The 11335-nt window shown below is 62.4% G+C and carries 21 protein-coding genes; 20 read left to right on the top strand and 1 reads right to left on the bottom strand.

All coding sequences use genetic code 11. The features are described from left to right. The first annotated feature begins 72 nt into the window (after positions 1-72). Positions 73-1263, top strand: a complete 1191-nt coding sequence (gene tuf, locus ACZ1J6_RS14695) for an elongation factor Tu (RefSeq protein WP_132263826.1) — start codon at positions 73-75, stop codon at positions 1261-1263. A 115-nt stretch (positions 1264-1378) separates the two neighbouring features. On the opposite strand, the gene ACZ1J6_RS14690 is transcribed toward tuf, so the two are convergent. Further along, the gene (locus ACZ1J6_RS14690; protein WP_465128184.1) at positions 1379-1879 is read right to left on the bottom strand and encodes a hypothetical protein; all 501 of its coding nucleotides are present in this window, start codon (positions 1877-1879) and stop codon (positions 1379-1381) included. A 213-nt stretch (positions 1880-2092) separates the two neighbouring features. On the opposite strand from ACZ1J6_RS14690, the gene rpsJ reads away from it, so the two are divergent. From rpsJ to rpsE, 19 genes are all read left to right on the top strand, one after another. After that, on the top strand, positions 2093-2404 hold the full coding sequence (gene rpsJ, locus ACZ1J6_RS14685) for a 30S ribosomal protein S10 (RefSeq protein WP_007011873.1): 312 nt from the start codon (positions 2093-2095) through the stop codon (positions 2402-2404). Positions 2405-2745: 341 nt separating this feature from the next. Further along, entirely contained in the window at positions 2746-3501 is a 756-nt protein-coding gene (gene rplC, locus ACZ1J6_RS14680) for a 50S ribosomal protein L3 (RefSeq protein ID WP_132263823.1), read from the top strand. 2 nt (positions 3502-3503) lie between these two features. Beyond that, entirely contained in the window at positions 3504-4130 is a 627-nt protein-coding gene (gene rplD, locus ACZ1J6_RS14675) for a 50S ribosomal protein L4 (RefSeq protein WP_132263821.1), read from the top strand. Beyond that, positions 4123-4434 (top strand): 50S ribosomal protein L23, encoded by a 312-nt coding sequence (locus ACZ1J6_RS14670; RefSeq protein WP_086490055.1) that lies wholly within the window; start codon positions 4123-4125, stop codon positions 4432-4434. The genes rplD and ACZ1J6_RS14670 overlap by 8 nt, the downstream gene beginning before the upstream one ends. Positions 4435-4438: 4 nt before the next feature. Beyond that, positions 4439-5275 carry a 50S ribosomal protein L2 gene (rplB, locus tag ACZ1J6_RS14665; protein ID WP_132263819.1) on the top strand — a complete coding sequence of 279 codons (837 nt, stop codon included), beginning with the start codon at positions 4439-4441 and terminating at the stop codon, positions 5273-5275. Positions 5276-5281: 6 nt separating this feature from the next. Further along, a complete protein-coding gene (gene rpsS / locus ACZ1J6_RS14660) occupies positions 5282-5560 on the top strand; it encodes a 30S ribosomal protein S19 (protein WP_054440312.1) in 279 nt (92 codons plus the stop codon). Further along, positions 5560-5937 (top strand): 50S ribosomal protein L22, encoded by a 378-nt coding sequence (gene rplV / locus ACZ1J6_RS14655; RefSeq protein ID WP_132263817.1) that lies wholly within the window; start codon positions 5560-5562, stop codon positions 5935-5937. Before rpsS ends, rplV begins: the two co-directional genes overlap by 1 nt. Before the next feature lie 3 nt (positions 5938-5940). After that, positions 5941-6651, top strand: a complete 711-nt coding sequence (gene rpsC, locus ACZ1J6_RS14650) for a 30S ribosomal protein S3 (protein ID WP_132263815.1) — start codon at positions 5941-5943, stop codon at positions 6649-6651. Positions 6652-6656: 5 nt separating this feature from the next. Continuing rightward, complete coding sequence (gene rplP / locus ACZ1J6_RS14645; RefSeq protein ID WP_021233439.1) at positions 6657-7091, top strand: 50S ribosomal protein L16; 435 nt, start codon at positions 6657-6659, stop codon at positions 7089-7091. Between the two features lie 12 nt (positions 7092-7103). Beyond that, positions 7104-7304: a 50S ribosomal protein L29 gene (gene rpmC, locus ACZ1J6_RS14640; RefSeq protein WP_132263813.1), complete on the top strand. Its 201-nt coding sequence runs from the start codon at positions 7104-7106 to the stop codon at positions 7302-7304. Positions 7305-7316: 12 nt separating this feature from the next. After that, positions 7317-7586, top strand: a complete 270-nt coding sequence (gene rpsQ, locus ACZ1J6_RS14635) for a 30S ribosomal protein S17 (protein ID WP_021233437.1) — start codon at positions 7317-7319, stop codon at positions 7584-7586. Between the two features lie 161 nt (positions 7587-7747). Continuing rightward, on the top strand, positions 7748-8116 hold the full coding sequence (gene rplN, locus ACZ1J6_RS14630) for a 50S ribosomal protein L14 (protein WP_054440322.1): 369 nt from the start codon (positions 7748-7750) through the stop codon (positions 8114-8116). Beyond that, the gene (gene rplX / locus ACZ1J6_RS14625) at positions 8116-8433 is read left to right on the top strand and encodes a 50S ribosomal protein L24 (RefSeq protein WP_054440323.1); all 318 of its coding nucleotides are present in this window, start codon (positions 8116-8118) and stop codon (positions 8431-8433) included. Before rplN ends, rplX begins: the two co-directional genes overlap by 1 nt. Then, complete coding sequence (rplE, locus tag ACZ1J6_RS14620) at positions 8426-9007, top strand: 50S ribosomal protein L5 (RefSeq protein WP_021233434.1); 582 nt, start codon at positions 8426-8428, stop codon at positions 9005-9007. The genes rplX and rplE overlap by 8 nt, the downstream gene beginning before the upstream one ends. Before the next feature lie 29 nt (positions 9008-9036). Further along, positions 9037-9342 (top strand): 30S ribosomal protein S14, encoded by a 306-nt coding sequence (rpsN, locus tag ACZ1J6_RS14615; protein WP_132263811.1) that lies wholly within the window; start codon positions 9037-9039, stop codon positions 9340-9342. Between the two features lie 12 nt (positions 9343-9354). Then, positions 9355-9750, top strand: coding sequence for a 30S ribosomal protein S8 (gene rpsH, locus ACZ1J6_RS14610; RefSeq protein ID WP_132263809.1), 396 nt, complete (start codon positions 9355-9357; stop codon positions 9748-9750). Further along, entirely contained in the window at positions 9750-10283 is a 534-nt protein-coding gene (gene rplF / locus ACZ1J6_RS14605; RefSeq protein ID WP_132263808.1) for a 50S ribosomal protein L6, read from the top strand. Before rpsH ends, rplF begins: the two co-directional genes overlap by 1 nt. Next, the gene (gene rplR, locus ACZ1J6_RS14600; RefSeq protein WP_086490045.1) at positions 10283-10621 is read left to right on the top strand and encodes a 50S ribosomal protein L18; all 339 of its coding nucleotides are present in this window, start codon (positions 10283-10285) and stop codon (positions 10619-10621) included. The genes rplF and rplR overlap by 1 nt, the downstream gene beginning before the upstream one ends. Before the next feature lie 2 nt (positions 10622-10623). Next, positions 10624-11334, top strand: coding sequence for a 30S ribosomal protein S5 (gene rpsE / locus ACZ1J6_RS14595; RefSeq protein ID WP_132263806.1), 711 nt, complete (start codon positions 10624-10626; stop codon positions 11332-11334). The last annotated feature ends 1 nt before the right edge of the window (position 11335 follow it).

Below are 11335 nucleotides of genomic sequence, written 5' to 3'. Positions count from 1 at the left end.
GGGCGGCGCCTGTTTCAGCGGGCGCCGTCCATTCCCGCAGATTCGATTTCAAGCGAAAAGAAGGTTTGAACAATGGCGAAGGCAAAATTCGAGCGGAACAAGCCGCACTGCAACATTGGCACCATCGGTCACGTCGACCACGGCAAGACGACCCTGACGGCCGCCATCACCAAGGTCATGTCGGAAGCTTTCGGCGGTGAAGCCGTTGACTTCGCCAACATCGACAAGGCTCCGGAAGAGCGCGAGCGCGGCATCACCATCTCGACCGCTCACGTTGAGTACGAGACGGAAGCCCGTCACTACGCACACGTCGACTGCCCGGGTCACGCTGACTACGTGAAGAACATGATCACCGGTGCCGCCCAGATGGACGGCGCGATCCTGGTTGTGAACGCTGCTGACGGCCCGATGCCGCAGACCCGCGAGCACATCCTGCTTGCCCGCCAGGTCGGCGTGCCGCAGCTTGTCGTGTTCATGAACAAGGTCGACCAGGTCGACGATCCGGAACTCCTCGAGCTCGTCGAGCTGGAAGTTCGTGAACTGCTCTCGTCGTACGACTTCGACGGCGACAACATTCCGATCGTCATGGGTTCGGCTCTGGCCGCCCTTGAAGGGCGCGACGACAACATCGGCAAGGAAAAGATCCTTGAACTGATGAAGGCAGTCGACGACTTCATCCCGCAGCCCCCGCGTCCCACCGACAAGGCATTCCTGATGCCCGTCGAAGACGTGTTCTCGATCTCGGGTCGTGGTACGGTTGTTACCGGCCGCGTCGAAACCGGCATCGTCAAGGTTGGTGAAGAAGTCGAAGTCGTTGGTATCCGCGACACGCAGAAGACCACCGTCACCGGCGTCGAAATGTTCCGCAAGCTGCTCGATCAGGGTGAAGCCGGCGACAACATCGGCGCACTGGTTCGTGGCCTGAAGCGCGACGACGTTGAGCGTGGCCAGGTTCTCGCCAAGCCGGGCACCGTGACCCCGCACACCGAGTTCTCGGCTGAAGTCTACGTTCTGTCGAAGGACGAAGGCGGCCGTCACACGCCGTTCTTCGCCAACTACCGTCCGCAGTTCTACTTCCGCACCACCGACGTGACCGGCGAAGTGATCCTTCCCGAGGGCACCGAGATGGTCATGCCGGGCGACAACGTTTCGCTGACCGTGAAGCTGATCGCTCCGATCGCCATGGACGAAGGTCTCCGCTTCGCAATCCGCGAAGGCGGCCGCACCGTCGGTTCGGGCGTCGTTGCCACGATCACGAAGTAATTCGCTGATCGGCTTCGGCTAACGTGATTGGCCCGGCGTCTCGAGAGAGACGCCGGGCTTTTCGCGTTTATGGAGCTGAATGGATTTAAAGGGCGCAAAGCCCCGGCATGCAATTTTATCGGGCCCGCAAATCGCCCTGTGCGATCTTCCATGCATCCGAACCCTTGGGTGCTTCGGGAATGGACGCGAGGTCGATGTAGTAGACGGGTGCCGGCACACGGCCGAACGGTATGGTGATGCAGGGGCCTAGGCAGCCGGGCAGGTCCCAGAGGTCCGGCGGGTACGCTGCGCCCGTGCGCGTGCTTTCGTCGACGGATTTTGACGCTGGGACGCGCTGGTTCGTGCCGTCGCCGTTATGGGAGCAGACAACGATGGTGCCGTCATTGCCGCCATTGCTGGCGCGGGCAGCCTCACGGCATGCGTCGTCCACGGGGCCACTCCCGGCATCGGGCATGGCGGCGTGAGCGGTGAGCACGTCGGTATCGTCGAGGTCGATCGGAACTCCCGTCTGGCTGCGGCCGTAGGGGGAATTGCCGGCTACGGCAGGCTCGAGTGCCAGACATGCAAGTGTGAGCGCGGCAAGTGCGCGGGAAATTATCTTGGTAGTGGAGGGCATTGAAAGCGCCTTCTGTTAGGCGTCGCCATGCCAAGGTAGGATGCTGATCGGGGGCAGGGAAGAGGGGATGCGATGAACTGCATCGGCGGCCCCCCGGGAACCTGCCGGACTTGATGAAATCAGGGCTTGCCCGACTCGGCATCAGCGTGTAGTGGCGCGGTTCGAATTTGACGGGGCTTCGGCCCTTTGGCTCTTTCTCATCGGTAGTAGGTAATGGAAGCTCAGAACATCCGTATCCGCCTCAAGGCGTTTGACCATCGCGTGCTCGACCAGGCCACTGGCGAAATCGCTGACACGGCTCGCCGCACCGGCGCTCTGATTCGTGGGCCCATTCCTCTGCCGACGAAGATCGAGAAGTTCACGGTCAACCGTGGTCCGCACATCGACAAGAAGTCGCGTGAGCAGTTCGAAGTCCGCACCTACAAGCGCCTGCTTGATATCGTGCAGCCGAACGCAGCTACCGTCGACGCTCTGATGAAGCTGGACCTTGCTGCCGGCGTGAACGTCGAGATCAAGCTGGCCTAAGCCGGTTTGCGGGGTAACCGAAAGGTTGCCCCGAAAGTCCTTTCCGATCGGACTTTAAACGATCGAGGCGAAATTCGGATCTTCGGATCCAAATTGTCCTTGTCGGCCAGCAGGCCGGCTTTGCGGGGAGAAACCCGCAGAGACAGCGCCCCGAAAGGGGACACAAGGGATACCTCCGCCGCCGCCTTCGGGTAGTGTCGGGAATGCGTCCCCCGTCTCGTTTCCGCTGTCCTTGATGGGCATGCAGGGAACACCTGACCCGGACGGGGTTCGTATCACAAATAGGGTTGGACACGCGCACGAGGGATGGTCCTGCGTGCGCCTCTGTAAGGAGAAAGGTCATGCGTACAGGCGTGATCGCCAAGAAAGTCGGGATGACCCGCCTGTTCCAGGAGGACGGTCGCCACGTGCCCGTCACTGTCCTGGCACTTGAAGACTGTCAGGTGGTTTCGGTCCGTACTGCTGATCGTGACGGCTACGTCGCGGTTCAGCTCGGTGCGGGCGAAGCAAAGCAGAAGAACGTTGCCAAGCCGCAGCGCGAACATTTCGCCAAGGCTCAGGTTCCCCTCAAGATGCGCGTCGCGGAATTCCGCGTCGCCGACGACGCCCTTCTGGAAGTCGGCGCCACGATCGCAGCCTCGCACTTCGTGCCCGGCCAGCTGGTCGACGTAGGCGGCCACACCCAGGGCAAGGGCTTCCAGGGTGCCATGAAGCGCTGGGGCTTCGGCGGTATGCGCGCCACCCACGGTGTGTCGATCTCGCACCGTGCCCACGGTTCGACGGGTAACCGTCAGGATCCGGGCAAGGTGTTCAAGAACAAGAAGATGGCCGGCCACATGGGCGACCGTCAGCGCACCCAGCAGAACCTCGAAGTCGTCCGCGTGGACGACGAGCGTGGCCTGATCTTCGTCAAGGGCTCGGTCCCGGGTTCGAAGAACGCCTGGCTCACCGTTTCGGACGCCGTCAAGGTCGACCGTCACGCCGAGGCTCCGTACCCCGCTGGCATCAAGTCGGCCAGCAACACCAATGATACGGCCGCTGCCGTGACCCCGGCTGAAGCCGCGGCTCCCGAAGCGACCGAAGGCCAGGAGGGCTAATCATGAAGGTTCAGGTCCTCAATATCGACGGTTCGGCCGCTAACGCCGACATCGAGCTTTCGGACGACGTGTTCGGCCTCGAGCCGCGCGCTGACATCCTGCACCGCGTCGTCACCTGGCAGCTCGAAAATCGCCGCGGCATCGCCCGTGCGACCCGCGAGCGCTCGGAAGTCGCGCGCACCGGCAAGAAGTTCGGTCGCCAGAAGGGCGGCGGTACTGCCCGTCACGGCGATCGTGCGGCTCCGGTGTTCATCGGTGGTGGTAAGGCTCACGGTGCTCGTCGCCGCGAGTTCAACATCTCGCTGAACAAGAAGATCCGTGCACTCGGTCTGAAGATGGCCCTTTCGGCCAAGGCTCAGAACGGCCTCGTGATCGTCGACTCGCTCGACGTGGCTGATGCCAAGACCAAGGTGCTTGCCGGTCAGCTCGCTAAGGCGAACTTCGGCAAGAAGGTTCTCGTCATGGACGGTGAGCAGGTCAACGAGGGCTTCGCCCTGGCTGCCCGCAACATCATCGGCGTCAATGTGCTTCCGGCTGTCGGCGCCAATGTCTACGACATCCTGAAGCATGATACGCTGGTGTTGACGCGCGCCGCGGTCGAGAAGCTGGAGGCGCGTTTCAATGGCTAAGAGCAACGTGGACATCCGTCATTACGACGTGATCCTCTCGCCGCACATCACCGAGAAGTCGACCCTGCTTTCCGAGCAGAACGCGGTCGTTTTCAAGGTGGCTGACAAGGCGACCAAGCCCGAGATCAAGGCTGCCGTCGAAGCTCTGTTCGACGTCAAAGTCACCGGCGTGAACACGCTGGTCGTCAAGGGCAAGACCAAGCGCTGGCGCGGTAAGGCTTACCGTCGCAGCGACGTGAAGAAGGCGATCGTCACGCTGGCCGAAGGCCAGTCGATTGACATCACCGAAGGCGTGCGGGGCTGATCCGATGGCACTTAAGAAGTACAACCCGACCAGCCCCGCCCGCCGCGGCCTGGTCCTCGTCGACAAGTCGTCGCTCTGGAAGGGCAAGCCCCTCAAGGCGCTGACCGAAGGCAAGAGCAAGACCGGCGGCCGCAACAACAAGGGTCATGTCACTTCGCGTGGCATCGCCGGTGGTCACAAGCAGAAGTACCGCTTCATCGACTTCAAGCGTCGTAAGTGGGACATGGAAGCGACCGTGGAGCGGATCGAATACGATCCCAACCGCACCGCCTTCATCGCGCTCGTGAAGTACACCGACGGTGAACTGACCTACATCATCGCGCCGCAGCGCCTCGCCGTTGGCGATGTCGTTGTTGCCGGCGAAAAGACCGACGTGAAGCCTGGCAACGCCATGCTCCTGTCGCAGATGCCGGTCGGCACGATCTGCCACAACGTCGAGATGAAGCCCGGCAAGGGCGGCCAGATCGCCCGTTCGGCAGGCACGTACGTTCAGGTCGTCGGTCGTGACCGCGGCATGGTCATCGTTCGTCTGAACTCGGGCGAGCAGCGCTACCTGCGTGGCGATTGCATGGGCACCGTTGGCGCCGTGTCGAACCCCGACAACGCCAACCAGACCCTCGCCAAGGCCGGTCGCGGTCGTTGGCTGGGCCGTCGTCCGCTGACCCGCGGTGTTGCCAAGAACCCGGTCGACCACCCGCACGGCGGTGGTGAAGGCCGTACCTCGGGCGGCCGTCACCCGGTCACTCCGTGGGGCAAGCCGACCAAGGGTGCTCGCACTCGCAACAACAAGCAGACGGACAAGATGATCATCCGTTCGCGCCACGCCAAGAAGAAGAGGTAAGACACGATGGCACGTTCCGTCTGGAAAGGCCCCTTCGTCGACCTGTACCTTCTCAAGAAGGCCGAGGTCGCGCAGGATGCCGGCAACCGCGCTGGTCCGATCAAGACCTGGTCGCGTCGCTCCACCATTCTCCCGCAGTTCGTTGGTCTGACCTTCTCGGTCTACAACGGTCACAAGTTCATCCCGGTTTCGGTGAACGAGGACATGGTCGGTCACAAGCTCGGTGAATTCGCGCCTACGCGCACGTTCCCCGGCCACGCCGCCGACAAGAAGGGCAAGCGCTAATGAGCAAGCAGGCAGCACCCCGCCGCGTTGGCGAGAAGGAAGCTCTTGCGGTCGGCACCACCATCCGTGGTTCCGCCCAGAAGCTCAATCTCGTCGCCGCCCTGATCCGTGGCCGCAAGGCTGAGGACGCAATGAACATCCTGACCTTCTCCAAGAAGGCGATGGCTCAGGACGCTCGCAAAATCCTTGCTTCGGCAATCGCGAACGCGGAGAACAACCACAACCTCGACGTCGACGCTCTGGTCGTCGCCGAGGCGTCGGTCGGCAAGTCGATCACCATGAAGCGCTTCCACGCTCGTGGTCGCGGCAAGTCCACCCGCATCCTCAAGCCGTTTTCGCGCCTGCGGATCGTCGTTCGCGAAGTCGAGGAGGCCTGATCCATGGGTCATAAGAGCAATCCGATCGGTCTGCGTCTGCAGATCAACCGTACCTGGGACAGCCGCTGGTTTGCGGAAGGCCGGGACTACGGCAAGCTGCTTGAGGAAGACCTCAAGATCCGCAAGTTCATCATCGACACCGTGCCCCAGGCTGCGGTTTCGAAGGTGGTCATCGAACGTCCGGCCAAGCTGTGCCGCATCTCGATCTACGCAGCCCGTCCCGGTGTGATCATCGGCAAGAAGGGTGCGGACATCGAGAAGCTGCGCAAGCAGCTTGCGAAGATGACCTCGAGCGAAGTGAAGCTGAACATCGTCGAAATCCGCAAGCCGGAAATCGATTCGAAGCTCGTCGCTCAGGGCATTGCCGATCAGCTGATCCGCCGTGTTGCCTTCCGCCGTGCGATGAAGCGCGCCGTTCAGTCGGCCCTTCGTCTTGGCGCCGAAGGCATCAAGATCACCTGTGGTGGTCGTCTTGGCGGTGCGGAAATCGCGCGTACCGAATGGTACCGTGAAGGCCGCGTGCCGCTTCACACCCTGCGTGCCAACATCGACTATGCCGAAGCCGAGGCGCTGACCGCCTATGGCATCATCGGCATCAAGGTCTGGATCTTCAAGGGCGAAATCCTTGGCCACGACCCGATGGCGCAGGACCGCCTGATGATGGAGGCGCAGACCTCCGGCGTGCGTCCGGCACGCGATGACCGCAGGAACTAAGAGTCATGCTGCAACCGAAGAAGACCAAGTTCCGCAAGGCCTTCAAGGGCCGGATCAAGGGTGATGCCAAGGGTGGCACCGACCTGAACTTCGGCTCGTACGGCCTCAAGGCCCTCGAGCCGGAGCGGATCACCGCCCGCCAGATCGAAGCGGCCCGCCGCGCGATCACGCGTCACATCAAGCGCCAGGGTCGTCTCTGGATCCGCGTCTTCCCCGACGTGCCGGTTTCGAAGAAGCCTGCTGAAGTCCGTCAGGGTAAGGGCAAGGGTTCGGTCGAATACTGGGCGGCCCGCGTCAAGCCCGGCCGTATCCTGTTCGAACTGGACGGCGTCGCTGGCCCGCTCGCAGCCGAGGCTTTCAGCCGCGCTGCGATGAAGCTGCCGATCAAGACCAAGGTCGTGGCTCGCCTCGGCGACACCTCGCACCTTGGCGGCGAGTAAGGAAGTCGAATCATGGCAAACAAGATCGAAGACTTTCGTGCCAAGACCGACGATCAGCTGACTGCTGACCTCGCCGACTTGAAGCGCGAACAGTTCAACCTGCGGTTCCAGGCCGCGACCAGCCAGCTTGAGGCGCCCGCGCGCATCAAGCAGGTGCGTCGTGACATCGCCCGCATCAAGACGCTCCAGGCCGAGCGTTCGGCGCAGGCCTAAGGAGGAAACACGATGCCCAAGCGTATTCTGATCGGGACCGTCGTTTCCGACAAGACCGACAAGACCGTGACCGTACTGGTCGAGCGCAAGGTGAAGCACCCCCTCTACGGGAAGATCATCCGTCGCTCGAAGAAGTACCACGCTCACGACGAAGACAACGCCTTCAAGACCGGCGAACGCGTCCGGATCGAGGAGACGAAGCCCTTCTCGAAGACCAAGACCTGGAAGGTTCTTGACCGTCTTCAGGCGAGCAAGGGTACGGCACTCGAAGCCGAGGTCTAAGGACCTCGGCCTCAAGGCCGGACAAGAGTGTTGACCTTCGCGGGTGAATGCGGCAAATGGCCGCACTTCGCCCGTCGGGGCGACTCGGGCCCCTCGTGGGCCTGTCTTTTTAGGAACTGCCGGACTTGTTCCGGCAAGCCAGTTGAGAAGGACTCGGATCGATGATCCAGATGCAATCCAATCTCGACGTCGCGGACAACAGCGGCGCAAAGCGCGTCCAGTGCATCAAGGTACTGGGTGGCTCCAAGCGTCGTTTCGCAGGCGTCGGCGACATCATCGTGGTGTCGGTGAAGGAGGCGCAGCCCCGCGCTCGCGTCAAGAAGGGCGACGTTCACCGTGCGGTGATCGTGCGTACCCGTAAGGACGTCCGTCGTGCAGACGGTAGCGTTATCCGCTTCGACAGCAACGCGGCGGTGCTCATCAACAAGAACGAGGAGCCGATCGGCACTCGTATCTTTGGCCCCGTCGTTCGCGAGCTGCGCGGCAAGGGCTTCATGAAGATCATCTCGCTCGCTCCGGAGGTGCTGTAATGGCTGCTTCGAAGATCAAGAAGGGTGACGCCGTCGTCGTCCTGTCCGGCAAGGACAAGGGCCGCACCGGCACCGTGCTTCAGGTTCTCCCGAAGGACGGCAAGGTCGTGGTTGAAGGCGTGAACGTCGCAACCCGTCACCGCAAGCCGACCCAGCAGAACCCGCAGGGCGGCATCGAGCGCATTCCGGCCCCGATGGCTATCAGCAAGATCGCTGTTGCCGACAAGGACGGCAAGCCGACGCGCGTTCGCTTCGAAACCAAGGACGGCAAGAAGGTCCGCGTGGCCGTGAAGTCCGGGGAGACCATCGATGGCTGAGAAGTATACTCCGCGTCTGCGCTCGAAGTACGACGCTGAAATCGCGAAGGCGATGACCGAGAAGTTCGGTTACAAGAACGTGATGGAAGTGCCGAAGATCGAGAAGATCACGCTCAACATGGGCGTCGGCGAGGCCAGCCAGGACAAGAAGAAGGTCCAGACTGCCGCTGCCGAGATGGAAGCCATCGCCGGTCAGAAGCCCGTCGTTACCAAGGCCCGCAAGTCGATCGCGCAGTTCAAGCTGCGTGAAGGCATGCCGATCGGCTGCAAGGTGACGCTGCGTCGTGAGCGCATGTACGAGTTTCTCGATCGTCTCGTCACCATCGCAATGCCCCGCATTCGCGACTTTCGTGGTCTGAACCCGAAGTCGTTCGACGGCCGTGGCAACTACGCGATGGGTCTCAAGGAGCAGATCATCTTCCCGGAGATCAGCTACGACAAGATCGAGAAGGTGCGTGGCATGGACATCATCGTCACCACCACCGCGAAGACCGACGAGGAAGCGCGCGAGCTGCTTCGTCTGTTCGGTTTCCCGTTCCCGGCTGAAGAGTCGGAACAGAAGGAAGCGGCGTGAGCCGCCGCTGAGGAAGAGAGCTTAAGTCCATGGCGAAACTGAGTTCCGTGAACAAGAACGAGCGCCGCAAGCAGCTCGTTAAGAAGTATGCAGGCAAGTACGCGCGCCTGAAGGCAGTGGCCGATGACGAATCGCTCGACGAAACCGAGCGCCTCATCGCCCGCCTGAAGCTGGCCGAGATCCCGCGCAACGGTAACCCCACCCGGGTTCGTAACCGTTGTGCGACCACCGGTCGTCCGCGCGGTTACTACCGCAAGTTCGGTCTGTGCCGCGTCGAGCTGCGCGATCTTGCCAACAAGGGCATGATCCCCGGCGTGACCAAGTCGAGCTGGTAAGGGTACGAAGCAATGGCTATGACCGATCCCCTGGGTGATATGCTCACCCGCATCCGCAACGGACAGCAGGCAAAGAAGGACACCGTCCTCTCGCCGGCTTCCAAGCTTCGTGCCCGTGTGCTCGAGGTGCTTCAGCGCGAAGGCTACATCCGTGGCTTCAGCGACGACGCAACCGGCGCACACCCGCAGCTTCGCATCGAGCTGAAGTACTTCGAAGGCGAGCCCGCCATCAAGCACATCGCTCGCGTCTCCAAGCCTGGCCGCCGCGTCTACTCGGGTTCGAAGGAACTCCCGGTGGTGCGCAACGGTCTCGGCATCACCATCGTCTCGACGCCCAAGGGCGTGCTCTCGGATGCCGAAGCACGTTCGCAGAACGTCGGCGGCGAAGTGCTGGCGGAGGTGTTCTAATGAGCCGCATCGGCAAGAAGCCGGTTGTGATCCCTGGCGGGGTCACTGCCGCCATCGATAACGGTGTCCTCACGGTGAAGGGGCCCAAGGGCGTTCTCACCATGGGTCTGTCCGACCTCGTGACCTACGCGGTCGAGGACGGTTCGATTGCCGTTCAGCCCGCCAACCAGACCAAGGCTGCCCGCAGCCACTGGGGCATGCAGCGCACCCTCGTCTCGAACCTGGTGGAAGGCGTTACCAACGGCTTCTCCAAGGTCCTCGAGATCAAGGGCGTCGGCTACCGTGCAGCAGCTCAGGGCAAGAACCTGAAGCTGCAGCTCGGCTACTCGCACGACGTTGACATCGCTGTGCCGGAAGGCATCGAGGTCAAGACCCCGGACAACACCACGGTCGAGATCTCTGGCGTCGACAAGCAGAAGGTCGGCCAACTCGCGGCCGAAATCCGTCGCTGGCGCAAGCCCGAGCCTTACAAGGGCAAGGGCATCAAGTACCGCGGCGAATTCATCTTCCGCAAGGAAGGGAAGAAGAAGTAATGGCCAAGCTTTCCCTTTTCGAGCGCCGTCGCCGGCGCGTCCGCACCGCTCTCAAGGCCCGTGCGGGTGGTCGTCCCCGTCTGTCGGTGCACCGCACCGGCCGTCACATCTATGCGCAGATCATCGACGATGCGCAGGGTCACACCGTGGCTGCAGCCAACACGCTTGGCGCCAAGGGCACCGATACGGATGCCGCAGTCCGCGTGGGCAAGGAACTCGCCGAGGCCGCCAAGAAGGCGGGCATCACCTCGGTCGTGTTCGATCGTGGCGGTTTCCTCTTCCATGGCCGCGTCAAGGCGCTGGCCGAAGCCGCCCGTGAAGGCGGGCTGGAGTTCTGATCATGGCTGACGAAAACATCAACGAAGCACCGATCGCGGCCGAGCACCCCCAGGGTGGCGACGCGCAGGAGACTCGTGAAGGTCGTGGCCGTGGCCGTGGCCGTGGCGAACGCGGTGAGCGTGGCGGCCGTGGCCGTCGCGACGACCGCCGTGGTGGCCGGAACGAGGAAGAACAGGGCGAAGAGCTGATTGAAAAGCTCGTCCACATCAACCGCGTTTCGAAGACGGTCAAGGGCGGCAAGCGCTTCGGCTTCGCAGCGCTGGTCGTCGTGGGTGACGGCAAGGGCCGCGTAGGCTTTGGCCATGCCAAGGCTCGCGAAGTTCCCGAGGCGATCACGAAGGCCACTGCTTCTGCAAAGAAGAAAATGGTCCGCGTGGCACTGAAGGAAGGCCGCACGCTTCACCATGACGGTCGGGGCCACTTCGGCGCCGGCAAGGTGAACGTGCGTTCGGCTCCGGCAGGTACCGGCATCATCGCCGGTGGCCCGATGCGCGCCGTGTTCGAGAGCCTCGGCGTCCACGACGTCGTGACCAAGTCGGTCGGTACCTCGAACCCGTACAATATGATCCGCGCTACCTTCGACGCGCTCGTCAACCAGACTTCGCCGAAGTCGGTTGCACAGCGTCGTGGCAAGAAGGTCGCTGACCTGCTTGGTCGCGGTGGTGCCACCGAGGCAGAGGCTGAAGCCGCTGCCGAAGCCATCGTGGAGTAAG

It is taken from the genome of Novosphingobium sp. BL-S-21, assembly GCF_055521655.1.
This window is presented reverse-complemented; position numbering and strand designations above follow the sequence as displayed.